At 70.5% G+C, this 25,136-nt stretch carries 26 protein-coding genes; 16 read left to right on the plus strand and 10 right to left on the minus strand.

What is annotated here, in order from left to right:
- Positions 1-19 precede the first annotated feature (19 nt).
- The gene (locus tag G5B31_RS00125; protein WP_165012593.1) at positions 20-358 is read right to left on the minus strand and encodes a P-II family nitrogen regulator; all 339 of its coding nucleotides are present in this window, start codon (positions 356-358) and stop codon (positions 20-22) included.
- Positions 359-633: 275 nt separating this feature from the next.
- On the opposite strand from G5B31_RS00125, the gene G5B31_RS00130 reads away from it, so the two are divergent.
- Positions 634-2,841, plus strand: coding sequence for a transglycosylase domain-containing protein (locus tag G5B31_RS00130; protein ID WP_165012594.1), 2,208 nt, complete (start codon positions 634-636; stop codon positions 2,839-2,841).
- Positions 2,842-3,133: 292 nt separating this feature from the next.
- Here G5B31_RS00130 and G5B31_RS00135 read toward each other — a convergent pair whose 3' ends face one another.
- Positions 3,134-3,736 (minus strand): phospholipid-binding protein MlaC, encoded by a 603-nt coding sequence (locus tag G5B31_RS00135; RefSeq protein ID WP_165012595.1) that lies wholly within the window; start codon positions 3,734-3,736, stop codon positions 3,134-3,136.
- Positions 3,726-4,439, minus strand: a complete 714-nt coding sequence (locus tag G5B31_RS00140; protein WP_165012597.1) for a VacJ family lipoprotein — start codon at positions 4,437-4,439, stop codon at positions 3,726-3,728. Before G5B31_RS00140 ends, G5B31_RS00135 begins: the two co-directional genes overlap by 11 nt.
- Before the next feature lie 264 nt (positions 4,440-4,703).
- On the opposite strand from G5B31_RS00140, the gene G5B31_RS00145 reads away from it, so the two are divergent.
- The 7 genes from G5B31_RS00145 (at position 4,704) to G5B31_RS00175 (ending at position 11,527) form a co-directional block, all read left to right on the plus strand.
- A complete protein-coding gene (locus G5B31_RS00145; RefSeq protein WP_165012599.1) occupies positions 4,704-6,440 on the plus strand; it encodes a type I secretion system permease/ATPase in 1,737 nt (578 codons plus the stop codon).
- Positions 6,437-7,738, plus strand: a complete 1,302-nt coding sequence (locus G5B31_RS00150; RefSeq protein ID WP_165012601.1) for an HlyD family type I secretion periplasmic adaptor subunit — start codon at positions 6,437-6,439, stop codon at positions 7,736-7,738. Before G5B31_RS00145 ends, G5B31_RS00150 begins: the two co-directional genes overlap by 4 nt.
- 356 nt (positions 7,739-8,094) lie before the next feature.
- Positions 8,095-8,556 (plus strand): RidA family protein, encoded by a 462-nt coding sequence (locus G5B31_RS00155; RefSeq protein ID WP_165012603.1) that lies wholly within the window; start codon positions 8,095-8,097, stop codon positions 8,554-8,556.
- A complete protein-coding gene (locus G5B31_RS00160; RefSeq protein WP_165012605.1) occupies positions 8,556-9,326 on the plus strand; it encodes a glycerophosphodiester phosphodiesterase family protein in 771 nt (256 codons plus the stop codon). The genes G5B31_RS00155 and G5B31_RS00160 overlap by 1 nt, the downstream gene beginning before the upstream one ends.
- 7 nt (positions 9,327-9,333) lie before the next feature.
- Positions 9,334-10,488 carry a GNAT family N-acetyltransferase gene (locus tag G5B31_RS00165; protein WP_165012607.1) on the plus strand — a complete coding sequence of 385 codons (1,155 nt, stop codon included), beginning with the start codon at positions 9,334-9,336 and terminating at the stop codon, positions 10,486-10,488.
- Between the two features lie 68 nt (positions 10,489-10,556).
- Entirely contained in the window at positions 10,557-11,165 is a 609-nt protein-coding gene (locus tag G5B31_RS00170) for a glutathione S-transferase family protein (protein WP_165012609.1), read from the plus strand.
- The gene (locus G5B31_RS00175) at positions 11,162-11,527 is read left to right on the plus strand and encodes a 4a-hydroxytetrahydrobiopterin dehydratase (RefSeq protein WP_165012611.1); all 366 of its coding nucleotides are present in this window, start codon (positions 11,162-11,164) and stop codon (positions 11,525-11,527) included. The genes G5B31_RS00170 and G5B31_RS00175 overlap by 4 nt, the downstream gene beginning before the upstream one ends.
- Before the next feature lie 273 nt (positions 11,528-11,800).
- On the opposite strand, the gene G5B31_RS00180 is transcribed toward G5B31_RS00175, so the two are convergent.
- On the minus strand, positions 11,801-12,289 hold the full coding sequence (locus G5B31_RS00180) for a peroxiredoxin (RefSeq protein WP_165012613.1): 489 nt from the start codon (positions 12,287-12,289) through the stop codon (positions 11,801-11,803).
- An 89-nt stretch (positions 12,290-12,378) separates the two neighbouring features.
- Here G5B31_RS00180 and G5B31_RS00185 point away from each other — a divergent pair, with 89 nt between their 5' ends.
- The 4 genes from G5B31_RS00185 (at position 12,379) to G5B31_RS00200 (ending at position 16,950) form a co-directional block, all read left to right on the plus strand.
- A complete protein-coding gene (locus G5B31_RS00185; protein WP_165012615.1) occupies positions 12,379-13,581 on the plus strand; it encodes an NAD(P)/FAD-dependent oxidoreductase in 1,203 nt (400 codons plus the stop codon).
- Complete coding sequence (rsmD, locus tag G5B31_RS00190) at positions 13,578-14,141, plus strand: 16S rRNA (guanine(966)-N(2))-methyltransferase RsmD (protein ID WP_165012617.1); 564 nt, start codon at positions 13,578-13,580, stop codon at positions 14,139-14,141. Before G5B31_RS00185 ends, rsmD begins: the two co-directional genes overlap by 4 nt.
- Positions 14,138-14,800 carry an HAD family phosphatase gene (locus G5B31_RS00195; protein WP_165012619.1) on the plus strand — a complete coding sequence of 221 codons (663 nt, stop codon included), beginning with the start codon at positions 14,138-14,140 and terminating at the stop codon, positions 14,798-14,800. The genes rsmD and G5B31_RS00195 overlap by 4 nt, the downstream gene beginning before the upstream one ends.
- Positions 14,801-14,931: 131 nt before the next feature.
- Positions 14,932-16,950, plus strand: a complete 2,019-nt coding sequence (locus G5B31_RS00200) for an NADPH-dependent 2,4-dienoyl-CoA reductase (RefSeq protein ID WP_165012621.1) — start codon at positions 14,932-14,934, stop codon at positions 16,948-16,950.
- Positions 16,951-17,010: 60 nt separating this feature from the next.
- Here G5B31_RS00200 and G5B31_RS00205 read toward each other — a convergent pair whose 3' ends face one another.
- Positions 17,011-17,268, minus strand: a complete 258-nt coding sequence (locus G5B31_RS00205; RefSeq protein WP_165012623.1) for an EF-hand domain-containing protein — start codon at positions 17,266-17,268, stop codon at positions 17,011-17,013.
- Between the two features lie 276 nt (positions 17,269-17,544).
- Positions 17,545-17,841: a hypothetical protein gene (locus G5B31_RS00210; RefSeq protein WP_165012625.1), complete on the minus strand. Its 297-nt coding sequence runs from the start codon at positions 17,839-17,841 to the stop codon at positions 17,545-17,547.
- 295 nt (positions 17,842-18,136) lie between these two features.
- On the opposite strand from G5B31_RS00210, the gene G5B31_RS00215 reads away from it, so the two are divergent.
- A complete protein-coding gene (locus tag G5B31_RS00215; protein ID WP_165012627.1) occupies positions 18,137-19,042 on the plus strand; it encodes a LysR family transcriptional regulator in 906 nt (301 codons plus the stop codon).
- 73 nt (positions 19,043-19,115) lie between these two features.
- Here the strand turns inward: G5B31_RS00215 and G5B31_RS00220 are convergent, their stop codons facing one another.
- Genes G5B31_RS00220 through G5B31_RS00230 form a run of 3 tightly spaced genes read right to left on the minus strand, consistent with a single transcriptional unit; the run spans position 19,116 to position 21,509 of the window.
- Positions 19,116-20,051, minus strand: a complete 936-nt coding sequence (locus G5B31_RS00220) for an OmpA family protein (RefSeq protein WP_346763863.1) — start codon at positions 20,049-20,051, stop codon at positions 19,116-19,118.
- Between the two features lie 19 nt (positions 20,052-20,070).
- The gene (locus G5B31_RS00225) at positions 20,071-20,778 is read right to left on the minus strand and encodes a GNAT family N-acetyltransferase (RefSeq protein WP_394352109.1); all 708 of its coding nucleotides are present in this window, start codon (positions 20,776-20,778) and stop codon (positions 20,071-20,073) included.
- A 2-nt stretch (positions 20,779-20,780) separates the two neighbouring features.
- Positions 20,781-21,509 (minus strand): molybdopterin-binding protein, encoded by a 729-nt coding sequence (locus G5B31_RS00230; protein WP_165012631.1) that lies wholly within the window; start codon positions 21,507-21,509, stop codon positions 20,781-20,783.
- Positions 21,510-21,625: 116 nt separating this feature from the next.
- Between G5B31_RS00230 and map the strand changes: the two genes are divergently transcribed.
- The 3 genes from map (at position 21,626) to G5B31_RS00245 (ending at position 24,487) form a co-directional block, all read left to right on the plus strand.
- Entirely contained in the window at positions 21,626-22,435 is an 810-nt protein-coding gene (map, locus tag G5B31_RS00235) for a type I methionyl aminopeptidase (protein ID WP_165012633.1), read from the plus strand.
- Between the two features lie 214 nt (positions 22,436-22,649).
- Positions 22,650-23,438: a ThuA domain-containing protein gene (locus tag G5B31_RS00240; protein WP_165012635.1), complete on the plus strand. Its 789-nt coding sequence runs from the start codon at positions 22,650-22,652 to the stop codon at positions 23,436-23,438.
- Positions 23,435-24,487 carry a Gfo/Idh/MocA family protein gene (locus G5B31_RS00245; protein WP_165012637.1) on the plus strand — a complete coding sequence of 351 codons (1,053 nt, stop codon included), beginning with the start codon at positions 23,435-23,437 and terminating at the stop codon, positions 24,485-24,487. Before G5B31_RS00240 ends, G5B31_RS00245 begins: the two co-directional genes overlap by 4 nt.
- A gap of 266 nt (positions 24,488-24,753) precedes the next feature.
- On the opposite strand, the gene G5B31_RS00250 is transcribed toward G5B31_RS00245, so the two are convergent.
- Positions 24,754-25,128 (minus strand): hypothetical protein, encoded by a 375-nt coding sequence (locus tag G5B31_RS00250; protein WP_240904221.1) that lies wholly within the window; start codon positions 25,126-25,128, stop codon positions 24,754-24,756.
- Between the last annotated feature and the right edge of the window lie 8 nt (positions 25,129-25,136).

The raw sequence follows: 25,136 nt of genomic DNA on the forward strand, positions 1-25,136 counted from the left end.
CATCTGTCCCTCCGGCGCCTCAGAGCGCGTCGTCATCGGTTTCGCCGGTGCGCACCCGCACCGCATGTTCCACGTCGAGGACGAAGATCTTCCCGTCGCCGATCTTGTCGGTCTTCGCGGTGGTGCGGATCGTCGCCACCACCTGCTCGGCCAGGGCATCGGCCACCACGATCTCCAGCCGGATCTTCGGCACGAAGTTCACCGCATATTCGGCGCCGCGATAGATCTCGGTATGGCCGGATTGCAGGCCGAAGCCCTTGATTTCAGTCACCATCATGCCGCGCACGCCGATCGCGGTCAGCGCCTCGCGCACCTCGTCCAGCTTGAACGGCTTGATTGCCGCGATGATCAGTTTCACATCCTTCCCCTTCTTCCCTGCGGGACCCGGGGGTGGGCCCTTGCGGCCAAGCAGGCGGCATTTCGCAGTTGCAGCACAAGCGGACGCCGGGGCCGTGCCGCCCCGCAGCGGGCAAGGGCACGGATTTTCGGCAGTCCGCCGCGCCGCTGCCCGATCCTTGGGCGGCCGGCGCACGCGAATCGGCGCGCGGGGCGGCGTCCCGCCCTTCGCTTCCCGGCAAAAGCAGGTTATGGTCCGCGCCAATCAGATCGCGCAGCAGGCGGACAGGCAGGCCAATGGTGACAGGTAAGGGGGGCGGCAGGCCCCTGGTGGCAGACAGGCGCTATCCCCGCGCGGGCGCATCGGCACAGCCGCCCGCCCGCAAATCCCCGCCGCCGAAGAAACCGCGCAAGCCGCAGCGCCCGCGCCGCCAGCACGGGCTGGTCGTCTCGGTGGTGCTGTTCTTCTGGCGGGCGATCTGGGCGGTGCTCTGGCGCGTCACCGCCGTCGGCGCGCTGATCCTGGGCGCGGTGGTCCTGTATTTCTACGCCCAGCTGCCGCCGATGACCGACCTGCTGGACGGCCGCGCCCGCGGCTCCGTCACCATGCTGGACCGCAACGGCGAGGTCTTCGCCTGGCGGGGCGAGACCTTCGGCGGCCAGATCACCGCCGACACGGTGTCGAAATACCTGCACGACGCCGTGGTGGCGACCGAGGACAAGCGCTTCTACTGGCATTTCGGCATCTCGCCCCGCGGCATCGCCTCTGCCATCCGCATCAACCTGTCCGAGGGCCGCGGCGCCTTCGAGGGCAACGGCGGCTCCACCATCACCCAGCAGGTGGCGAAGCTGCTGTGCCTCGGCGTGACCTACGATCCGCAGCTCTGGAAGACCGAGGCCGAATACGAGAAGGACTGCCGCGCCGGCGGGATGTGGCGCAAGATCAAGGAAGTGCCCTTCTCCATGGCAATGGAGCTGAAATATTCCAAGGAAGACATCCTGACGATCTACTTCAACCGCGCCTATCTCGGCGCCGGCGCCCGCGGCTTCGAGGCGGCGGCGCAGCGCTATTTCGGCAAGTCGGCGGCCAATGTCACGGCACCCGAGGCGGCGATGCTGGCGGGGCTGCTGAAGGCCCCTTCGACCTATGCCCCCACCTCGAACATGGACCGCGCCCGCGACCGGGCGGCGGTGGTGATCGGGCTGATGGAGGAACAGGGCTACCTGACCAGGCAGGAGGCCGACGAGGCCCGCGCCAACCCCGCGCAGCTGTCCAAGGCCGCGCGGCAGAAGATGGGCGGCTTCTTCGCCGACTGGGTGATGGAGACGACGCCCGACTACCTGGCCCGCGACACCACCGAGGACGTGATCATCCAGACCACGCTGGACCAGAAGATGCAGGCCCAGGCCGAAGAGGCGCTGAAATGGGTGTTCGAGAACAAGGTGAAGGAGGGCTCCAAGGCCCAGGCCGCCATTGTGGTGATGAGCGCGGACGGCGCCGTCCGCGCCATGGTCGGCGGCCGCGACCTGCCGCAGGCGGGGGACTTCAACCGCGCGACGCAGGCGCTGCGGCAGACCGGATCGGCCTTCAAGCCCTTCATCTATGCCGTGGCGATGGACCTCGGCTACAGCCCCATGGACTATGTCGACGACAGTCCCTGGTCGATCAACGTCCCCGGCTCGGGCCTCTATGCGCCGAAGAACTACGACGGCAAGTTCAAGGGCATGATCACCCTGACCCAGGCCCTGGCCGAAAGCCGCAACATCCCGGCGGTGAAGATCCAGGAGCTGGTGGGCCGCGATCTGGTGAAGCAGGTGGCGACCCAGTTCGGCGTGGCGCAGAACCTGGCGGACGGGCCGGCGCTGGCCCTCGGCGCCAGCGAGTCGACGCTGATCGAGATGACCGGCGCCTATGCCGGCATCCTGAACGGCGGCTCCTCGGTCACGCCCTATGGCCTCGTGGCGCTGAAGTTGAAGCACGAGGACGAAGAGCTGTTCGGCCAGGGCGGCGGCATCGGCGAGCGGGTGATCACCGAAAGGGCGGCACATGCGCTGATCTACATGATGACCCAGGTGATCGAGGTGGGCACCGGCACCCGCGCCCGGCTGGACGGGCGCGAGGCGGCGGGCAAGACCGGCACGACGAACTCGGCCCGCGACGCCTGGTTCGTCGGCTTCACCGCCGATTACGTGGTGGGGGTCTGGCTCGGCTACGACGACAACAAGCCGCTGACCGGGGTGACCGGCGGCGGGCTGCCGGCCGAAATCTGGCACGAGGTGATGGTGCGCATCAACGAAGGCGTGGAGACGAAGCCGCTGCCGAAGGAAATCCCGCCCAACACCGTCACCCCCGCAATGGGCGGCTACGAAGGCACCTACGACCCCAACGATTTCGTCCAGCCCGAGGACGTGCCCTATTTCGACGGCTCCAACCCCAACCAGCCCGGGATGACCGAGGACGACCTGGCCGAGCAGATCCTGAACGAGGTTCTGGGGACCAATTGAGGGGGCAGTCTACCGGCGCCTCCCACTGACCGGGGCATCCCCGGGCGGGATCAGGCGAGGCACTGCCTCGCCCCCGCCCGTGCGCAGCATGTCAAACGGAAACGGTTGCAGCCTTGAACCCCGAGAGGCCAGCGCCCGACCCGGCGGGCGAGAAGCGCCCGCCGAGGGCGGGGCGGGCGCTGGCCGGGCCATTGAGGCCCGGCCGGGACAAGGGGAAACGTTGCGCTGTGGCGAAGGCACGCGCCTTCGCCATAGAACCCACGGAAAAGAGGGCGGGGCTCACCCTCCCGACTCAGCTATTCTTCAGATCCTCGATCAGCGCGTCCAGGTTGCCCTTCCGCTTGTCCAGCATCGCGCCGATCTCGGTGCGTTCGCTGGCCAGCATGTTCACGCCCTCGATGATGATGTTGAAGAACAGGCTCTTGCCCGCCTTGTCCGACACATGCCAGCGCACCTCGAACGGCGCCTCGCCCTTCAGGTGGGCGGTCGAGATCACCTCATAATAGCTTTTCAGCGGATGGGCGTCGGTCACTTCGATCCGCCCCCCGATGAACTCGCGGAAGCGGCGGCCGTATTTGCGGCTGATGTAGACCTGGAATGCCTTGGTGAAAGCCTTCATCTGCGCGTTCGAGGCCGAGCGCGCCGCCACGCCGAGGGCCGAGCGCGCGATGGTCGGCACGTCGGCATAGCGGGCGAACAGCTTCTCGAACTCAGGGAACATCGCCGACTCGGACTTGCCCGAGTTGATCACCCGGTTTATGTCGGCCACCGCCTTGTCGATCAGCGCGCGGGCCTGGTCGACGTTCAGCGCCAGCGCCGGCAGGGCCGAGACGGCCAGCCCGGCCCCCAGGGCCAGGCCGAAGCTGCGGCGGGTCAGGATCGTGTCACTCGGCATAGGGGTCCTCGTAGGGGTCGATGAAATCATCCGCTGCGGCGCCTTCGCCCCCGGCATCGGCGCCGCGCGACAGCTCGAACCGGCGGTTCTGCAGATACAGCAGCCGCGCCTGCGCATAGCTGTCGGCGCTTTCATATAGGATCGAATCCACGGTGTTGGAATAGCGGCCCCGGTCACGCAATCGTGCAAGGACCTTGGCCACGGTCACCGCCGTGGCATCCTTGCCCTTGGCCACCCGGTTCACCGGATTCAGCCCCAGGTCCACCGCCAGCCCCACCGCATCGCGCATGGTGGAGGGGCCGAAGCCCGGCAATTCGACATAGGGCCCCTCGCCGACGCCCCAGACATGCAGCGTCTCGCCGAAATCGGTGCTGTCGCGCGGCAGGCCCGCCTCGGTCGCCACGTCCATCAGCCCGCCGAGGCCGAAGACCACGTTGACGCCGAAGCGCAGGAAGTTGGTGGTGGCCGGGCCGATCCGCCCCTGCAGCAGGTGGTTGGCCATGTCGCCCGGCAGGTCCAGCGTGTCGGCGACGTTGGACACGCCCTGCCGCACCGGCTCGGGCACCACGCCGTAGGCCTTGGCGCCGGGGCGCAGGATCACGGTGTCCAGCCCCTTGTTCAGCCCGTGGACGGCGCGGTTCATCGGCTCCAGCGGGTCGTTGATCCCGGTCGGCTGCGGGGCCGGGCCGCAGGCCGCCAGCATCAGCGCCGCCGTTAAGGCAAGCGAAACCCGATGCCGTGCAAAAAGGAATGGAAAACGCACGGCCTACTCCCTAACGTCCGCCCGATCGGTTCCTCGGCGCGGGCGCCCCTTCCCGGGCCTCCCGCACCCGACTCCCTTTAGGGGCAGGGCCGGGGCAAGACAACCTCCCGCCCCCCGATTTCCGGCCAGGGTGGCGGGAAGCGGCCACAGGCTGCAACAGGGCCGTGAACGGGGCCGGTCGGGCCGTGAAAGGACGCGCCTTCGATGCGACAAGCGGACAGCGCAGCGGGACGGAAGGAGATGCTGGCGGTGCGGCGGCGGTCGAACCGGGCGCTGGCGGCGGCCTTCCTCTTCTCGGTCTTCGTCAACCTGCTGATGCTGACCTCGCCGCTCTACATGCTGCAGGTCTACGACCGGGTGCTGGTCTCGCGGTCCGAGGCGACGCTGCTGGCGCTGTCGGTGCTGGTCGCCTTCCTGTTCCTGGCGATGGGGCTGCTGGACCATGCCCGCAACCGGGTGATGGTGCGGGTCGGCGCGCGGATGCAGGCCGACCTCGACCGCCGGGTGCTGTCGGCCGCCTTCCGCCGGCTGACCGCCGCCCCGCAGGATGCCGCCGCCCATTCCGCGCAGCGCGACCTGGAGACGGTGGCGCGGGTCTGGTCCTCGCCCGCGCTGATGGCGCTGTTCGACCTGCCCTGGACGCCGCTGTTCGCCGGCGCGCTGTTCGTTTTCCACCCCTGGCTGGGCTGGACCGCCATCGCCGGCATGGCGGTGCTGGTCGCGGTGACGCTGCTGAACCAGCGCGCGACCGAGACGGCGGTGAACGAGGCGGTGACGCTCGGCCTGCGCGCCGACCGCCAGGCCGAGAACCTGAAGGCCGAATCCGAACTGGTCCGCGCCCTGGGCATGACCGGCGCCGCCTTCGCCCGCTGGCAGGGGCTGCGCGGCCGGGCGTCGGAGCGGGCGCTGGCCACCGCCGACACCGCGGGCAGCTTCGCCGTGCTGACGCGGACCTTCCGGCTGTTCCTGCAATCGGCCATCCTCGGCGTCGGCGCCTGGCTGGTGCTGAGGAACGAACTGACCGCGGGGGCGATGATCGCCGGCTCCATCCTGATGGGCCGCGCCCTGCAGCCGATCGAGGTTGCGGTCGGCCAGTGGTCCACCCTGACCCGCGCCCGCCAGGCGAAAGCCCGGCTGGAAGGGCTGCTGTCGCAGGCGCCCGAACCCGCGCCGCGCACCGCCCTGCCCCGCCCCGCGGCCCGGCTGGAGGTGCGCAACCTGTCGCTGGTGGTGCCGGGCGAGGGCAAGCCGGTGCTGCGCGGCGTCTCCTTCACGCTGGAGCCGGGGCAGGCGCTCGGGGTGATCGGGCCTTCCGGCTCGGGCAAGTCTTCGCTGGCGCGGGCGCTGATCGGGGTCTGGCCGCCCGCCGCCGGACAGGTCCGGCTGGATGGCGCGACGCTGGATCAGTATGATCCCGACACGCTCGGCCGCTGCATCGGCTATCTGCCGCAAAGGGTGACGCTGTTCGACGGCACCATCGCGGCCAACATCGCCCGGCTGGACGCCGAGGCCGATCCGGCGGCCATTGTCGCCGCCGCGCAATCCGCCGCCGCGCATGAACTGATCAAGGCGCTGCCGCAGGGCTACGACACCGAGGTCGCCACCATGGGCGGCCGCCTCTCCGGCGGGCAGGTCCAGCGCGTCGGCATGGCCCGGGCGCTTTACGGCGACCCGGTGCTCCTGGTGCTGGACGAGCCGAACTCCAATCTCGACAACGACGGCTCCATGGCGCTGAACGCCTCGATCCGCGCCGCCAAGGAGAAGGGCCGCGCCGTGCTGATCATGGCCCACCGCCCCGCCGCGATCCAGGAATGCGACCTGCTGCTGGTGCTGAACGACGGTGCCGCCGCCGCCTTCGGCCCCCGCGACCAGGTGCTGCGCGGCATGGTGAGGAACGCGGGGGAGATCGCCCGCTCCGCCGCGCCCGGAGGTGTGGCATGACCGCCCACCCGTTCTGGTCGATCCGCGGCCCGGTCCTGCTGGGCCTGGCGACGCTCGCCCTGCTGGTCGGCGGCTTCGGGGCCTGGGCCACGCTGACCGAACTCTCGGGCGCGGTGGTCGCCCCCGGCCGCATCGAGGTGGAGCTGAACCGCCAGGTGGTCCAGCACCCCGACGGCGGCGTGGTGGCCGAGATCGGCGTGATCGAAGGCGCCACCGTCGCCGCCGGCGAGGTGCTGGTCCGGCTGGACGGCACGCTGCTGCGCTCGGACCGTGCGGTGCTGCAGGGGCAGCTGAACGAATTCTCCGCCCGCCGCGCCCGCCTGCTGGCCGAGCGTGACGGGCTGGAGGCGCCGGCCTTCCCTGCCGAGCTGGCCGCGCTGGCCGCCGGCGACCCGACGGTGGCCGAACTGATCGACGGCCAGGAGCGGCTGTTCGCCGCCCGGCTGGAGACCTTCGTCACCACCAACGAGCAGTTTCGCCGCCGCATCGGCCAGATCGCCTCGCAGGTCGAGGGGGTGGAGGCGCAGCAGGCCGCGCTGGACACCCAGCTGCGGCTGATCGGGGACGAGCTGGCGAACCAGCAGGCGCTGCTGGCCAAGGGGCTGGCGCAGGCCTCCACCGTGCTGGCGCTGGAACGCGAACAGGCCCGCCTCCTGGGCCAGCAGGGCGAGCTGACCGCCAGCCGCGGCCAGTCCGAGGAACGGATCACCGAGATCGAGCTGGAGATCAGCCGCCTGGCCAGCACCCGCATCGAGGAGGCCGAGGCCGGGCTGCGCGAGATCGGCCCGGCGATGATGGAACTGGCCGAGAAGCTGCGGGCGGTGGACGAGCGCATCGCCCGCCTGGACATCCGCGCGCCGGTGGCGGGGGTGGTCCTCGGCCTGACGGTGACGACGCCGCGCGCGGTGATCCGCCCGGCCGACCCGGTGCTCTACATCGTGCCGCAGGACCGGCCGCTGGTGATCGCCGCGCAGGTGGCGCCGATCCATGTCGACCAGGTCCATGTCGGCCAGCCGGTGGAACTGGTGTTCTCGGCCTTCTCTTCCCGCGATACGCCGCATCTGAACGGCAGGGTCTCGGTGGTCTCGGCCGATGCCTTCACCGACCAAGCCACCCATGCCTCCTATTACCGGGCCGAGATCCTGCTGGACGAGGGCGAAATCGCCCGGCTGGACGGCAAGCCCCTGCTGCCGGGGATGCCGGTGGATGCCTTCATCCAGACCGAGGCGCGGACGCCGATGGCCTATCTGCTGAAACCCTTCACCGATTATTTCTCGAAGGCGTTCCGGGAGAGCTGAGAGGGGCCGTTTGTCCTCGGGGGACGGTGTCCATCCCGCCGCTCCCTCGATATCCGCGGGCGGGAGAAGGCGAGGCACTGCCTCGCCCCCGCCCGTGCGCAGCGGTTGCACCCGGAGACGCTGGCAGCCCTGAACCCGGAGAGGCCAGCGCCCGCCCGGGCGGGCGTGAAGCGCCCGCCGAGGGGCGGGCGGGCGCTGGCCGGGCCTTTGGGGCCCGGCCGGGACAAGGGGGAAGCGTTGCGCTGTGGCGAAGGCACCGGCCTTCGCCAAGGGATCGGGAAAGTCCCGCCATCCCCTCCCGCCTTGCCGCCCCCGCCCCGCCCCGCTAGGCTCCGCGCCAACCAGAGGAGTCCGCCATGTCCCAGATCGAATCCCGCCTCGCCGAACTCGGCGTCACCCTGCCCGACGCGCCCGCCCCGGCGGCGAACTACGTGCCCTTCGTGGTGGTCGGCACCCTCGTCCACATCTCCGGCCAGATTTCCCAAGGCCCCGACGGCCTGATCAAGGGCCGCCTCGGCGCCGATCTCAGCGTCGAACAGGGGGCCGAGGCCGCCAAGCGCTGCGCCATCTCGCTGCTGGCGCAGCTGAAGAAGGCCTGCGGCGGCGACCTGTCGCGGCTGGTGCGGGCGGTGAAGCTGACCGGCTTCGTCAATTCCACCGCCGATTTCACCGACCAGCCCAAGGTGATCAACGGCGCCTCCGACTTCCTGGTCGCCGCGCTCGGCGATGCCGGCCGCCATGCCCGCTCGGCGGTCTCGGCCGCCTCGCTGCCCCTCGGCGTCGCGGTCGAGATCGAGGGCATCTTCGAGATCCGCTGATGCGCGTCCCGCTGCCGCCCGGCCTGCTGCACCGCCCCATCGCCCATCGCGCCCTGCACGACCGCGCGGCGGGGCGGATCGAGAACTCCCCCGCCGCGATCCGGGCCGCCATCGACCATGGCTATGCCATCGAGATCGACCTGCAACTGTCGCAGGACGGCGTGCCGATGGTGTTCCACGACGAGGACCTGGAGCGGCTGACCGGCGAGACCGGCCCCGTGGCCGCCCGCCCCGCCGCCGCGCTGCGGGCGATCCGGCTGGCGGGCGGCGGCGACGGCATCCCGACGCTGGAGGAGGTGCTGGCGCTGGTCGGCGGGCGGGTGCCGCTGTTGATCGAGCTGAAGGACCAGTCGCTGGTCATGGGCCCGACCGACGGCCGGCTGGAGGCCGCCACCGCCGCGGCGCTGCAAGGCTACGGGGGCGAGGTGGCGCTGATGTCCTTCAACCCGGCCTGCATCCATCACCTCGCCCGGCTGGCGCCGGAGATTCCCCGCGGGATCACCACCGCCGCCTACGACCCGGAAAGCTGGCACCCGATGCCGCCGGAGATGTGCGCGCATTTCCGCGCCATCCCGGACTACGATCCCACCCTGTCCAGCTTCGTCAGCCACGAGGCCGCCGACCTGTCCTCCCCCCGCGTCGCCGAGTTGAAGGCGCAGGGCGCGGCGATCCTGTGCTGGACCATCCGCTCCGCCGCCGAGGAGGCGCTGGCCCGCAGGGTGGCGCAGAACGTCACCTTCGAAGGCTACCTGCCGCCGCTTGCGGCCTGACGCCGGCATGGAAACCGCCCTCCACGAGTCGCTGACCGAGATCGCCCCCGCCGACTGGGACGCGATGGCCGCGCCCGAACAGGCCACGGGGCGGCCGGAGGACCCCTTCACCACCCATCGCTTCCTGTCGGCGCTGGAACGCTCCGGCTCCACCGGCAAGGGCACCGGCTGGCTGCCGCGGCCGTTGGTGCTGCACCACGACGGCCGCCCCGCCGCCGCGCTGCCGCTTTACGTCAAGACCCACAGCCAAGGCGAATACATCTTCGACCACGGCTGGGCCGATGCCTGGGAAAGGGCCGGCGGGCGCTACTATCCGAAATTGCAGGCCGCCGTGCCCTTCACCCCGGTCCCCGGCCGCCGCTTTCTGGGGCCGCCGGAGCTGCGCCGGGACCTCGCCTCCGCCGCCATCGGGCTGACGGGGGGCAACCACCTCTCCTCGCTGCATGTCACCTTCTGCACCGGCGAGGAGGCGGCGGCGCTGGCGGGGCACGAGGGGCTGCTGCACCGCGTCACCCAGCAATACCACTGGCAGAACCGGGGCTACGGCAGCTTTGCCGATTTCCTCGCCGACCTCTCCAGCCGCAAGCGCAAGACCATCCGCAAGGAGCGGGAAACCGCGCTGGCCTCGGGCCTGACCGTCCGCGCCCTGACCGGCGACGGGATCGAGCCCGCGCATTGGGATGCGTTCTGGGCCTTCTACCAGGACACCGGCAGCCGCAAATGGGGCCGCCCCTACCTGACCCGCGCCGCCTTCGACGCCTTCCACGCCACCATGCGCGACGACATGCTGCTGGTGCTGGCCTTCAACGGCGAGCGCCCGGTGGCGGGGGCGCTGAACTTCATCGGCCGCTCGGCGCTTTACGGCCGTTACTGGGGCGCCATCGAGGACCACCCCTGCCTGCATTTCGAGCTGTGCTACTATCAGGCCATCGACTGGGCCATCGCCCATGGGTTGCAGCGGGTGGAGGCCGGCGCGCAGGGCGAGCACAAGCTGGCCCGGGGCTACCTGCCGGTGGAGACCCATTCGCTGCACTGGATCGCCGATCCCGGCTTCCGCACCGCGGTGGCGGAATATCTGGAGCGGGAGCGGCTGGCGGTCGGCGAGGAGATCGAGGTCCTCACCGCTTACGGGCCTTTCCGCCGCTCGGGGGCGGAACCGTAGCGGCGGGGGTTTCACACCCCCGTGGAGTATTTGTGCCAAGATGAAGGGCGAAGAATCGGAGGAGCCGGATGCTGACCTTCTACACCAACCCGATGAGCCGCGGCCGCATCGCCCGGGTGATGCTGGAGGAAATCGGCGAGCCCTACGAGACCGTGGTGCTGGACTACGGCACCACCATGAAGGCGCCGGACTACCTGGCGGTGAACCCGATGGGCAAGGTGCCGGCGGTGGTGCATGACGGCGCCGTGGTCACCGAATGCGCCGCGATCTGCACCTATCTGGCGATGGCCTTCCCGGAGAAGGGCCTGATGGCCGAGGACAAGGCCGCCTTCTTCCGCTGGATGTTCTTCGCCGCCGGGCCGCTGGAGCAGGCGGTGGTCAACACCTCCTTCGGCTGGAAGGCCACCAGGCCGGAAGACCGCGGCCGCATCGGCTATGGCACGCTGGAGGATGTGGTCCGCACCCTGGCCGGGCATCTGACGGTGCAGGACTACATCGCCGACAACCGCTTCACCGCGGCGGATGTCTATGTCGGCAGCCAGATCGGCTGGGGCCTGCAGTTCGGAACGCTGCCCGCCGATCCCGCGTTCATCTCCTACTGGAACCGCATCAAGGACCGCCCCGCACGGGCAGCGGCGGATGCGAAGGACAATGCGCTGATGGAGAAGAAGCCATGACCGACCGCATCCCCCAGGACGAACGCGCCGCCGCGCTGGCCCCGCTGGGCGAGACCGGCTGGGCCGCCGTGCCCGGCCGCGACGCCATCCGCAAGATCTGGAAGTTCCGCAGCTTCTCGGAAGCCTGGGGCTTCATGTCCCGCGCCGCGCTGAGGGCCGAGAAGCTGAACCACCACCCGGAATGGTCGAACACCTACAACGTGGTGGACGTGACCCTGACCACGCATTCCTGCGAGGGGCTGTCCCCGCTGGACATCCAGCTGGCCGGTTTCATGGACAAGATCGCCCCCGGTGCCGAGGTCCAGCGCGACCATGGCGAGCCGGTCTCCTGCCTCTGCGAGTTGCATCACCGCAAGGCGTAACCTCAGCGAATTTGCATTCAGCGCGGGACGGTCCACCGCTTGGTCGGGCGGGAGCAGGCGAGGCATTGCCTCGCCCCCGCCCGTGCGTGGCATATCACCCGGAGACACTGGCAGCACGAGACCGGGAGATGCCAGCGCCCGACCCGGCGGGCGAGAAGCGCCCGCCGGGGGCGGGTCGGGCGCTGGCCGGGCCTTTGGGGCCCGGCCGGGCAAGGGGAACCCGCATCGCGTGGCGAAGGCACGCGCCTTCGCCAGATCAGGCCCCGTAGCCCATCAAAGCTGCTTCAGCAGCGTCTCGCCGCCCGAAATCTCGCAGGTGCCGGGGCTTTCCTCCAGGTTCAGCTGCTTGACCACCCCGTCCTCGGCATAGAGCGAATAGCGTTTGGAGCGGTCGATGAGCCCGATGGCGGGGGCGGAGAATTCCATCCCGATCGCCTTGGTGAACGACGAATCCGCGTCCCCCAGCATGGTGATCCCGGCATCGGCGGCGCCGGTCGACTCGCCCCAGGCCTTCATCACGAAGCCGTCGTTGACCGAAACGCAGATCACCTCGTCCACGCCCTTCCCGGCCAGCTCGTCGCGCACCCGCATGAAGCTGGGCACATGGGCGGTGGTGCAGGTGCCGGTATAGGCCCCCGGCAGGCCGAAGATCACCACCTTGCGGCCCTTCAGCTTGTCCGCCAGCGCCACCTGTTCCGGCCCGTCGGCCCCGACCCGCTGGAGGGTGGCGTCCGGCAGCTTGTCCCCTACGGCAATCGTCATTTTCGTCATCCTTTCCTGTTCGTCGCGTTGCACGCGGCATCCTCTCGGTTATAGGCTCGCCCGGCGGGTTTGCCAGAGGGGGAATGCGGATGCGGGTAGTGATCGTCGGGGCCGGACAGGCGGGGGCCGCGCTGGCCGCGAAGCTGCGCGCGCTCGGCCATCAGGGGCCCATCACGATGATCGGCGAGGAGCCGGCGCCGCCCTACCAGCGCCCGCCGCTGTCCAAGGCCTATCTGCTGGGCGAGATGGAGGAAGAACGGCTCTGGCTGCGCGCTCCTGATTTCTATGCGGAAAACGGCATCGAGCTGCGGTTGGGCCGGCCCGTCGCCGGAATCGACCGGGCGGCGAAGACGGTGACGGTGAACGGCGAAGCGATCCCCTACGATCACCTCGCGCTGACCACCGGCTCCACCCCCCGCCGCCTGCCCGCCAGCATCGGCGGAGAGCTGCCGGGCGTCTACACCGTCCGCACGCTCGCCGATGTCGATGCCATGCGGGCGGAGTTCCAGCCGGGCCGCCGGGTGATCATCGTCGGCGGCGGCTATATCGGGCTGGAAGCCGCGGCGGTGGCCTGCAAGCTGGGGCTGAAGGCCACCGTGCTGGAAATGGCGCCGCGCATCCTGCAGCGGGTGGCCTCGCCCGAAACCTCGGCCTTCGTCGCCGCGCTGCACCGCGGGCATGGGGTGGAGATCCTGGAAGAGACCGGGCTCGACCGCCTGCTGGGCGAGGCCCGCGTCACCGGGGTGCGGCTGCGGGACGGGCGAGAGCTGCCGGCGGATTTCGTCGTCGTCGGCGTCGGGATTTCCCCGAACGACCGGCTGGCGGCCGAGGCCGGGCTGACCCTCGACAACGGCATCGCCACCGATGCCGAAGGACGCACCTCGGACCCGGCGATCTGGTCGGCGGGGGACTGCGCCTCATTTCCGTATCGCGGCGGGCGGATCCGGCTGGAATCGGTGGGCAATGCCATCGACCAGGCCGAGGCGGTGGCCGCCAACATGCTGGGCGCCGGCCAGCCCTACGAGGCGAAGCCCTGGTTCTGGTCCGACCAGTTCGACCTGAAGCTGCAGATCGCCGGGCTGAACACCGGCTACGACCATATCGTCACCCGCAAGGCCGAGGGCGAGGCGGTGTCGTTCTGGTATTACCGCGGCGCGGAGCTGCTGGCGGTGGACGCGATGAACGACCCCCGCGCCTATATGGTCGGCAAGCGGCTGATCGAGGGCGGGAAAAGCCCGGCGCCGGAGGTCCTGGCCTCCACTCCCGACCTCAAGGCGCTTTTGAAGGCATGAGGATCATCGGCGGGGCGCGGCGCGGGCTTCTGCTGGCCGATGTCGGTGCGGGCGACCCGGAGGCGCATCTGCGCCCGACCTCGGACCGGGTGCGCGAGGCGATCTTCAACCTGCTGGTGAACGGCGGCTACGGCGATCCCGTCACCGGCGCGCGGGTGCTGGACCTGTTCGCCGGCACCGGCGCGCTCGGGCTGGAGGCGCTGTCGCGCGGCGCCGCCCGGGTGGCCTTCGTCGACGACGGGGGGAAGGCGCGGGCACTGTTGCGCGCGAACATCGAGAAGATGCAGGCCATGGGCAGCACCGATGTCTGGCGCCGCGACGCCACCCGGCTCGGCCCCAACCGCGGGCCGGGCTATGGCCTCGTGTTCCTCGACCCGCCCTATGGCAAGGGGCTGGGAGAGGCCGCGCTGGCCTCGGCGCTGGCAGGCGGCTGGCTCTCCCCCGGCGCGCTGGTGGTCTGGGAGGAAGGCAGCGCCCCCGCCGCGCCGCCGGGCTTCGCGCCGCTGGACCAGCGCAGATATGGCGACACCCTCGTCACGCTCCTGAGGGCGCCGGAATGACCCCGAAGGCGGTGATCTTCGACTGCGACGGGGTGCTGGTCGACAGTGAAGGCCCGACCTTCGACCTGCTGATCGAGGATCTGGCGCGGCACGGGCTGGCGCTGACCCGGCACCAGTTGGAGACCGACTATATCGGCGGCACGGTGGAAATGCTGGCGGTGAAGGCCCGGGCGGCGGGGGCGCGGCTGCCCGAGGGCTGGGTCGCCGATTTCTACGCCCGGATGTATGCGATGCTGGAACAGGGCACGGCCCTGATGCCCGGCGTGCCCGCGGTGCTGGACGCGCTGGACGCCGCCGGCATCCCCTATGCCGTCGGCTCCAACGGCTCGCCCGAGAAGATGCGGATCAGCCTCGGCCAGCACGGCCTGCTCCCGCGCTTCCGCGCCCTGCTCTCCGGGCAGGCCATCGGCAAACCGAAGCCCGCGCCCGACCTGTTCCTCGCCGCCGCGGCCGCCTGCGGGGCCGCGCCCGCCGACTGCGTGGTGATCGAGGACAGCCCCACCGGCGCCCGCGCCGCCATCGCCGCCGGCATCCCCTGCCGCGGCTATGCGCCCCACGGGCCGGGCACCCCGCCCGCAAGCCGGATGCAGGCCCTCGGCATCCCCCTCTTCCACGATATGCACGACCTGCCCGGCCTTCTCGGCCTCCCCGGCCTCTGATTTCATCTGTCTCCAAATATCCCACGGGGGTCCGGGGGTGTGAAACCCCCGGCCTCGGCTTCCCCCATGACGCCGCGTTGCGGATGACTTCCCCCGCGCCCTTCGCCATTCTCCCGCAGAGGGAGACCGCCATGACCAGCTATCCGCACCTTCTTTCCCCGCTGACGCTCGGCCCGAAACGCTTGCGCAACCGCAGCCTGATGGGGTCGATGCACACGGGGCTGGAGGAGACCGGCGACTGGTCGCGCGTCGCCGCCTTCTACGCCGCCCGCGCCCGGGGCGGGGCCGGGCTGATCGTCACCGGCGGCATGGCCCCCAATGCCGAGGGCGGGGTCTTCCCCGGCGCCGCCGGGTTGTTCACCGACAGGGACATCGCCAACCACCGCCGCGTCACCGATGCCGTCCATGCCGAGGGCGGCCATATCGCCATGCAGATCCTGCACGCCGGCCGCTACGCCTATTCAAAGGACTGCGTCGCCCCCTCGGCGATCAAGTCGCCGATCTCACCCTTTCCGCCGAGGGAGCTGGACGAGGAGGGGATCGAGAAGCAGATCGCCGACATCGCCACCGCCGCCGCCCGTGCCGTCGAGGCGGGCTATGACGGGGTGGAGGTGATGGGGTCCGAGGGCTATTTCCTCAACCAGTTCCTGGTGACCCACACCAACCGCCGCAGCGACCGCTGGGGCGGGGCTTACGAGAACCGGATGCGGCTGCCGGTCGAGGTGGTGCGCCGGGTCCGTGCCGCGATGGGGCCGGAGCCGATCCTGATCTTCCGGCTGTCGCTGATCGACCTGGTGCCGGACGGGTCCAGCTGGGACGAAGTTCTCACCCTCGCCCGCGCCGTTCAGGCCGAAGGGGCCTCGCTGCTCAACACCGGCATCGGCTGGCACGAGGCGCGGGTGCCGACCATCGCCACCTCGGTCCCCCGCGCCGCCTTCGCCGACCTGACCGCAAGGCTGCGGCCGGAGGTCTCTATCCCGGTGATCGCCTCGAACCGCATCAACACGCCCGAGGTGGCGGAGCGGCTGCTGGCGGAAGGCGCGGCCGACATGGTGTCGATGGCGCGGCCCTGGCTGGCGGATGCCGATTTCATCGCCAAGGCCGCGGCGGGCCGGTCCGGGGACATCGCCCCCTGCATCGCCTGCAACCAGGCCTGTCTGGACCACACTTTCTCGGGCAAGCTGACCTCCTGTCTGGTCAACCCGCGCGCCTGCCACGAGACGGAACTGCCGCTGGACACCGCCGCCGCGCCGAAACGCATCGCCGTGGTCGGTGCCGGCCCGGCAGGGATGGCCGCCGCGATCACTGCCGCCGGGCGGGGACACAGCGTCACATTGTTCGAGGCCTCCGCCCGCCCCGGCGGCCAGCTGCACCTTGCCGCCACCATCCCGGGGAAAGAGGAATTCCAGGGCCTACTCGGCTGGTTCACCCGGCAGCTCGACCATCCCCGGATCGACCTGCGCCTGAACGAAGCCGCCACCGAGGAGAGCCTGCAAGGCTACGACGAGGTGATCCTCGCCACCGGCGTCACCCCGCGTGATCCGGGCATCCCCGCCACCCCGGGCGCCCCAGTGCTGTCCTACATCGAAGTGCTGCAAGGCGCGCCGGTCGGACCGCGCGTCGCCATCGTCGGCGCGGGCGGCATCGGCTTCGACGTGGCGGAGTTCCTGACCCACCAGGGCACCAGCCCGACGCTGGACCGCGCCCTCTGGCGGCGGGAATGGGGCGTCGCCCCGCCCTGGACCGCCCGCGGCGGGCTGGCCGAGCCGCAGCCGGAACCGCCGGCGCGGCAGGTCTGGCTGCTCCAGCGCAAGCCGGAGAAACCCGGCCGCAAGCTGGGCCGCACCACCGGCTGGATCCACCGCGCCACCCTGGCCGCCAAGGGCGTGCAGATGATCGGCGGGGTGAATTACGATCGCATCGACGAAAAGGGCCTGCACATCAGCCACGGCCCGGCGCGCGACAGGGCCGAGACGCTTGCCGTCGATACGGTCGTGCTCTGTGCAGGCCAGAACCCCGCGCGCAGTCTTTCGGAGAGGCTCGCTGCGGCGGGGATCGCGCATCACCTGATCGGCGGGGCGGATGTCGCGGCCGAACTGGACGCCAAGCGCGCCATCGACCAGGCCACCCGCCTCGCCGCCCGTCTCTGAGACCAGCCCCTGCCGCGCTGCCCGGGGGGAAGCCGGGCCGGACGCGGCAGGGAGCGGTCCTCAGCCCTCGACGGGCTTCAGAACACCGTTGTCCCAGGCCGCCTGCAGTTCGGCCGCATCGACCGCGCCGTCGGTGTTGGTGTCGATGGCGGTGAAGCCGTCCTCGGTCAGGTCGGTCCAGACCGCCTGCAGCTCGGCCAGCGACCAGTTGCCGCTGGCATCTGCGTCCTCGACCGCCGGAGGCGTGCTGCCGGCCGTCTGCGCCATCGCGGCGGAGGCCAGCACCAGCGGCAGGAGAAGCGGAATCGTGCGTTTCATCGGATCATCCTTTCGTTCGATCTTCTGCAAGGCCGGCGCGCCCTCATCGGCCCGCCGCCCTGGCCATCAGTTGAACCCTTCCGCCCGTCCCGTCCAGCACGGCAGCCGACCGGCGGAATTCCCCCGCCGACGCGCGGCTTTCCCCCGGCCGGAAGCTGCCTGCGGTCGCCGGTTTCCCTTGCGCCGCCGATGCCGCCCGCCGGATCGGCGAAGAGGGGCCCGAACGCAAAGGGGCCGGGCAAGACTGCCCGGCCCCCGAACCCTTTCGCGGCAGCCTCAGCCGCCGGTGTTGGCCTCGTTCTGCTTGTCCTCGGCCTCGCCATGGACGTTGTCCTTCAGGACGTCGGTGGTGTCCCAGGCGATCCGCAGTTCCTCATCGGTGATGCTGCCATCCGCATCGGTGTCGATGATCTTGATGTCGTCGTCGGACAGGTCGACCCAGACCACCCGAAGCTCGTCGGCCGAATAGACGCCGTCGCCGTTGGTGTCGGCCACCACGGGGATGGCTTCCTGCGCCAAGGCCGGCGCGGCAAGCAGGCCCAAGGCGAACAGGGACATCGAGAAGAGTTTCATCACAGAGTCCTTTCCGTATCTGTTGCATCTGCAGGCGGCCGTTGCAGCGGCGGCCCGTCGCTCAGGTGCTTTCCGCCAAGCCGGGCCCGATCCGGGGCCGGCGGCCTGGAGGAAATGCGCGGACAGAACCATCGCCTGTCAGAATCGTTCCCGCCACCGTCCCCGCCATCGGCGTTTCTCCGCCTCGAACGATCCGCCACATTTCCCCGGATAGGACGCGCCCTCGCCGCGTTCCTGCCCGATTTGGCCGCCAATACACGGGGATGACCTGGTATCTGCTTGCTTGGGGAGAGACATGGACCGACTGACCGAAATGGAAGCCTTCGCCACCGTGGTGGATCAGGGCGGCTTCACGGACGCGGCCAAGAAGATGGGCATCTCGAAATCTGCCGTTTCGAAGCATGTCTCCGCCCTGGAAGCCCGCCTCGGCGCGCGGCTCTTGAACCGCACCACCCGCCGCGTCTCGCCGACCGAGATCGGCCTGGCCTATTACGACCGCGCCCGCCGGGTGCTGAACGACGCCGGCGAGGCCGATGCGCTGGTCACCTCGATGCAGTCGGCGCCCTCGGGCCTGCTCAGGATTTCCGTCGCCACCGATTTCGGGGTGAATCTGCTGTCGCCGATCCTGGGGGATTTCCTGCTGGAATATCCCGAGATCACCGTCAACATGGTGCTGAACAACCGCTATGTCGAACTGATCTCCGAAGGCTTCGACATGGCGATCCGGGTGGGAGAGCTGGAGGATTCCAGCCTGCGCGCCCGCAAGCTGACCGAGACGACGCGGCGGATGATCGGCTCCCCGGCCTATTTCCAGAAATTCGGCCGGCCGATGAAGATCGACGACCTGAACGAGCACAAGCTTCTGCATTATTCCAACCAGGCCAACGGCAATGTCTGGAAGGTCACCGCGCCTTCGGGCGAGAAGCGGCAGGTGCGGTCGAACGGCTGGCTGACGGTGAACGACGGGCAGAGCCTCTTGAATGCCGCGGTCTCGGGCCTCGGCATCGCCTATCTGCCCAGCTTCCTTTACGCCGACGCCATGCGCGAGGGACTGATCGAAGAGGCGATTCCCGGCCTGCCGACCGAGGTCCTGGGCATCTATGCCGTCTATCCGCCGGGCCGGTTCACCCAGCCCAAGGTGCGCGCCTTCATCGACTTCCTCGCCCGCCGCTTCATCGACAAGGGGCCGGACAACTGGTGATCCGAACTTGCCCCCGGTCCTCCCTCGGGCCGGGCTTGCCTGGCCGCGGTCCTGCCCCCGCCCGGACCGCGGCTTACTGGGTCGAGGCCATCACGGCCTCGACCCGTCTGTTTTTCCGCCGGCCCTCTTCGGTCAGGTTGGTCGCCCGCGGCGCCAGCGGGCCGACGCCCTCGGCGCTGACCTGCCCGGCCGCGACGCCACGGTCCAGCAGCGCCTGCCGCACCGCCTGGGCGCGTTTCTTCGACAGGGCGATGTTCGCCTCCAGCCCGCCGGAATTATCGGTATGTCCGACCAGGGCCACCCGCCGCGCCGGGTCGGCCGCCAGCCACTCGGCCAGCGCGGTCAGTGAAGGGGTGTCGCCCGATTCCAGCGCCGAGGAGCCGGAGGCGAAGACCAGGTCCTCCAGCACCACCGCCCCCTCGGCCTCCAGCGCCGCGCCCAGGTCGCCGGGCGGCGGGGCGGCGGGCGCGGGGGCCGGCGCGACCGCCGGCACCGGATCGGGTTCGGCCGCAGCGGGCACGGCATCCGCCATCGGCTCCGGCGCGACGCGGGTCAGCTGGACGAAGCCGTAGCCGGGCGAGCGGCTGACCAGCAGGTTCACCACCTCCTCGCCCTTTTCGGCGGCGATGAAGCGGAAGTCGCCCAGGTCGACATGCATCCCCGGCTCCGGCATCACCTCGATGACGAAGCGGAAGTCGAAGCCGCCGCATCCCTTGGTCTCGCAGTCGAACAGGATGTCGTAGCCCTGCGCCAGCAGCTGTTCGCGCAACGGCCCGGCCAGTTCGGCCAGCGAAAGACGCGGCGCGTCCAGCTGCCAGGCCCGGCGATCCAGCGCGCCGGTGACCCGGCGGACCGGCAGCGCCCCCGCGGCGAAGGGGCCGGTCGGCAGTTCGACGCTGGCCGGGTTCTCGCTGGCCGCCTGCTGCCCCGCCACCGGCGCGGGCAGGGTGAGGTCCAGCGCGAAGGCCGGACCGGACAACAGGAGAAGCAGGGGAAGACAGCGATACACGGCGGACCTTCGCAACGGCTCAGCCCTTGCGATAGTGGTAACGCCCCGCCTCGGCCATGCCCGCCCGGGCATAAAGCGCGCGGGCGGCGGCGTTCCGCTCGGTCACCACCAGCGACAGGATCTCTGCGCCCTGCCCGGCCGCCCAGTTGGCCGCGGCGCGCAGGAGATGGCCGCCCATGCCCTGCCGCCTTTGCCCCGGGCGCACCTCCAGCGCGTGCAGCATGGCGATGCCGCCGTGCACCGCCACGAAGGCCGCGCCCGCGGGCCGGTCGCCGCCGCGGCCGAGGATCGCCGTGCGCGGCCCGCCGGTGCGCGCCATCACCTCCACCCGGGCCGGGCCGATGCCGCCCTCGGCCCAAAGCGCGCGGACGGTCTCCAGCGGCGGCCAGTGCGGGAAGGCGGCGAGGAAGGGCACCTCGCCCGCCAGCGCCGGAACCGGGGCGGCATAGGCGACCACGGGGTCATGCAGCCGGAATCCGCGCACTGCCAGCGCCGCATCCAGCGCCATGTCGGCGGCGCTTCGGTCGGGGTGGATGGCGAACAGCGGCTCCGGCATCGCGGCAAGCGCGGCCTCCAGATCGCCCTCGGTGAACGCCCCCTCCACCGTGGCGGCCGAGACCCTTTGCCCGCCGCCCCCGCCCTGCCGCAGGGTGAAGGGGCCAAGCCGCGTCCGGCCCGCCGCGGGCCATGTCGCCTCCATCACCTCGGCGAGGGTGGCCGGGGACAGGCTCACTGTGGCTCTCCGAACAGCCGCACCAGTTGCATCATCGCCGCGTCCAGCCGGGCCGGATCGGTGCCGCGGATCACCAGATTGGTGCCGAAGGCGCCGTTCAGGTTGAACGGGTAGGAGCCCATCGACAGGTCGGGATATTCCGCCGCCAGCTTGCCGAATTCCGCCGCGATCTCGCCCTCGCCGCGCAGCACCCGCAGCGACTGCGACAGCAGCGGCGCGCCGCCGGTCAGCGTCGGCAGGATGCCGGCCAGCATCGCCTCGAAGATCTTCGGCACCCCGGCCATGACATGGACATTGCCGATGGAGAAGCCCGGCGCCACCGAGACCGGGTTGTCGATCAGGGTCGCGCCCTCCGGGATGCGGGCCATGCGCTGGCGGGCCTCGTTAAAGGGCAGGCCCTGGCGGTCGTAATGCTCCTGCAGCAGCGCCATGGCATCGGCGCGCGGGCCGATCTGCGCCCCCATCGCCTCGGCCACCGCATCGGCGGTGATGTCGTCATGCGTCGGCCCGATGCCGCCGCTGGTGAAGACATGGTCATGGGCCGCCGACATCGCCCGCACCGCGGCGACGATGGCGGCATGGTCGTCGGCCACCACCCGCGCCTCGCGCAGGTCGATGCCGACGCGGGTCAGCTCCCCGGCCAGGTAATGCAGGTTGGAATCCCGCGTCCGGCCCGAGAGCAACTCGTCGCCGATCACCACCATCGCGCCCGTCGGATTACCCATCTGTCCGCCCCTCTTGCCGCCTGCGCCCCGGGTATATCGCCGGCGCCGCGGCAATCCAACCGCCCTCTGGCGTTTCACGGCCCTTCCGCCTATGTAGGGCCCGAAAGGACCCCGCCATGGAAGAGACCCGCGCCCGCATCACCCGCGAAGGCATCCGCATCTACGAGGATGCGGATTTCGCCGGCATGGCGAAGGCGGGGCGCTGCGCGGCCGAGATCCTGGACCTGGTGGCGCCGCTGGTGAAGCCGGGGGTGACCACCGGCGCGCTGGACGATTTCATCCGCGGAGAGATCGAGCGGCGCGGCGTGACCTCGGCCACCATCGGCTACAAGGGCTATCAGCACGCCAGCTGTATCAGCGTGAACCATGTGGTCTGCCACGGGATTCCGGGCGCCAAGCTGCTGGCCGAGGGCGACATCTTGAACATCGACGTGACGGTGATCGTCGACGGCTGGTATGGCGACACCTCGCGGATGTATGTGGCGGGCACGCTGCCGCGGAAGGCCGAGCGGCTGATCGAGGTGACGCACGAGGCGCTGATGCGCGGCATCGCGGCGGTGAAGCCCGGCGCCACCTTCGGCGACATCGGCCACGCCATCCAGTCCTATGCCGAGGCCAACCGGATGTCGGTGGTGCGCGACTTCTGCGGACACGGGCTGGGCCGGGTGTTCCACGCGCCGCCGAACGTGCTGCACTACGGCCGCCCCGGCACCGGCCCGGTGCTGGAGGAAGGCATGTTCTTCACCATCGAGCCGATGGTGAACCTTGGCCGGCCCGAGACCAAGGTGCTGGCCGACGACTGGACCGCGGTGACCCGCGACAAGTCGCTTTCGGCGCAATACGAGCATTCGGTGGGGGTCACGGCCACGGGCTGCGAGATCTTCACCCTCTCGCCCGCCGGCAAGTTCTTCCGCACCTGGGAATAGGCCGGGGAACACATCGCACTCCGGTCGGTTCGAGGCAGGCCCCCGCCCTCCCCTTCCCGTGCAGACCCGTCTCATCGTGTCATCCCCCGCCCCTCGCCCTGTCATCCCTGCGAAAGCACCGGGTCCCGCATCGCCCGCCTTCCCTATCGACCCGTCTTCCAAACCGCTTTGACTCCCGCTACCCTTGCCCCGCAACCACAAGAGGAATCGGCCCATGTCCAGGATCCGCGTCACCGTCTGGGGCGAGAACGTCCATGAACGGAAATCCGCCGTGGTCCGCGGCGTCTACCCGCAGGGGATGCACCAATGCATCGCCGATGCGCTGAACGCCGCCGGCGGGATCGAGGCCGGCACCGCCACGCTGGACCAGCCCGACCACGGCCTGCCGCCCGGCCGGCTGGAGGAAACCGATGTGCTGATCTGGTGGGGCCATGCCGCCCATGGCGAGGTCCGCGACGAGATCGTCGAGCGGGTGACGCAGGCCGTCTGGTCCGGCATGGGGGCGATCTTCCTGCATTCCGCCCATTTCTCCAAGCCGTTCAAGCGCTTGATGGGAACCCCCTGCAACCTGACCTGGCGCGAGGCCGGCGAACGCGAGCGTCTTTGGCTGACCTCGCGCAGCCATCCCATCGCCGCCGGCCTGCCCGACCATTTCGAGCTGGAGCACGAGGAGATGTATGGCGAGCCCTTCGGCATCCCCGACCCGATGGAGACCGTCTTCGTCTCCTGGTTCCAGGGCGGCGAGGTGTTCCGCTCGGGCGTGACCTACAAGCGCGGCGCCGGCAAGGTGTTCTACTTCCGCCCCGGGCACGAGACCTATCCGACCTATCACGACGCCAACATCCAGCGGGTGATCGCCAATGCCGTCCGCTGGGCGCACAATCCGGCGCCGCGGCTGGCCGATCCCTCCGCCGCCCCCAACATCCCGGTTGAAACCGCTTTGGAGCCGATCACCGAGCGCGGACCGAAGCTGCACGCCGCCGGAGAGGAAGGCTACAGATGACCGTCCGCCTGCTGATCCTCGGCACCGGCGGCATGGCCAATACCCAGGCCGGGGCCTTTGCCGCGATCCCCGGCGTGAGCCTTGTCGCGGGCGTCGATCCGCGGCCCGAGCAGTTGGCCGCCTTCGCCGCGAAGCACGGGCTGCCGCGGACCTTCGCCAGCCTGCAGGAGGCGCTGGACTGGGGCGAGTTCGACGCGGCGACCAACGTCACCCCCGACGCGGCGCATCACGCCACCACCCTGCCGCTGCTGGCCGCGGGCAGGCATGTGCTGTGCGAGAAGCCGCTGGCGACCAATGCCCCGGACGCCGAGGAGATGGCACGGGCCGCCGCCGCCGCAGGAGTGGTCGCCATGGTCAACCTGACCTACCGCAACGTCCCGGCGCTGCAGCAGGCCGCGCTGATGGTGCGCGAGGGCGTGCTCGGCCCGGTCCGGCATTTCGAGGCCAGCTACCTGCAAAGCTGGCTGACCCAGCCGGCCTGGGGCGACTGGAAGACGGAACCGCAATGGCTCTGGCGGCTTTCCACCGCGCATGGGTCGAAGGGGGTGCTCGGCGATGTCGGCATCCATATCCTCGACTTCGCCACCTTCGTCGCCGGCGAGGAGGCGGTGGAGGTCTCGGCCCGGCTGGCCACCTTCGACAAGGCCCCGGGCGGGCGGATCGGCGATTATGCGCTGGATGCCAACGACAGCGCGACGATGCAGCTGCGGCTGGCGGGCGGGGCGCTCGGCGTGGTCCACGCTACGCGCTTCGCCAGCGGCCACCTGAACGACCTGCGGCTGCGCATCTACGGCGAGCGGGGCGGGCTGGAGGTGCGGTTCGAGGGCGCGGTGTCGTCGCTGTCCGCCTGTCTCGGCCCGGACATGCCGGCGGCGGCCTGGCGCCCGGTCGATTGCCCGCCGGTCCCCACCGTCTACCAGCGCTTCATCGACGCGATCCGGGGCGAGCGGCTGGCGGAACCCGGCTTCGCCCGCGGGGCGGCGCTGCAAAGGCTCCTGGACGCCGCCGAGGAAAGCGCCAAGGCCGAGGGGCGGGCGGTAAGGCTCTGAACGGTATTCGCTTTTGAAAATCCACGATCCGGCCGGGCGGGAGAAGGCGAGGCGCTGCCTCGCCCCGCCCGTGCGAACGAGGTCAACCGGAGACATTGGTCACGCTAAACCCGAGAGGCCAGCGCCCGACCCCGGCGGGCGAGAAGCGCCCGCCGGGTCGGGGCGAGCGCTGGCCGGGCCTTTGGGGCCCGGCCGGACAAGGGGAAGCGTTGCGCTGTGGCGAAGACACACGCCTTCGCCAAGGAGACCGGAGAACCCGCCCGCCCCTACCCCATAGTCTCCAGGCAATGCCGGCGGAAGGCGCGTTTCAGCATGTCCAGTTCGGCGCGCAGCAGGTCGATCTCGGCGCGCAGGTCGTCTTCCATGGCGACGCCGGTGATGATGGTGAAATGCGCCAGGGTGTCGTCGCCGCGGCGGATCAGGAAGGTCTGCACCCCCTCGCTCAGCACCTCCGGCGGGATCGGCACCCGGACCTGGAAGTCGCCCTCGCGCCCGGGCACCGCCGCCACGGTCACGCCGGACAGCTTGCGTTCCTGATGCAGCACCTCCAGCTGCGGCACGGCGGCGCCCGCCCCCGAACCGGCCCCCGTCAGCACGCCTTCCCAGACCCCGGCGCGGATGCGCGTCTGAACCAGCTTCATCCCCTCGG

Origin of the sequence: Rhodobacter sp. SGA-6-6, from assembly GCF_011043545.1 — a bacterium.
Taxonomy (GTDB): Bacteria; Pseudomonadota; Alphaproteobacteria; order Rhodobacterales; family Rhodobacteraceae; genus Pseudogemmobacter.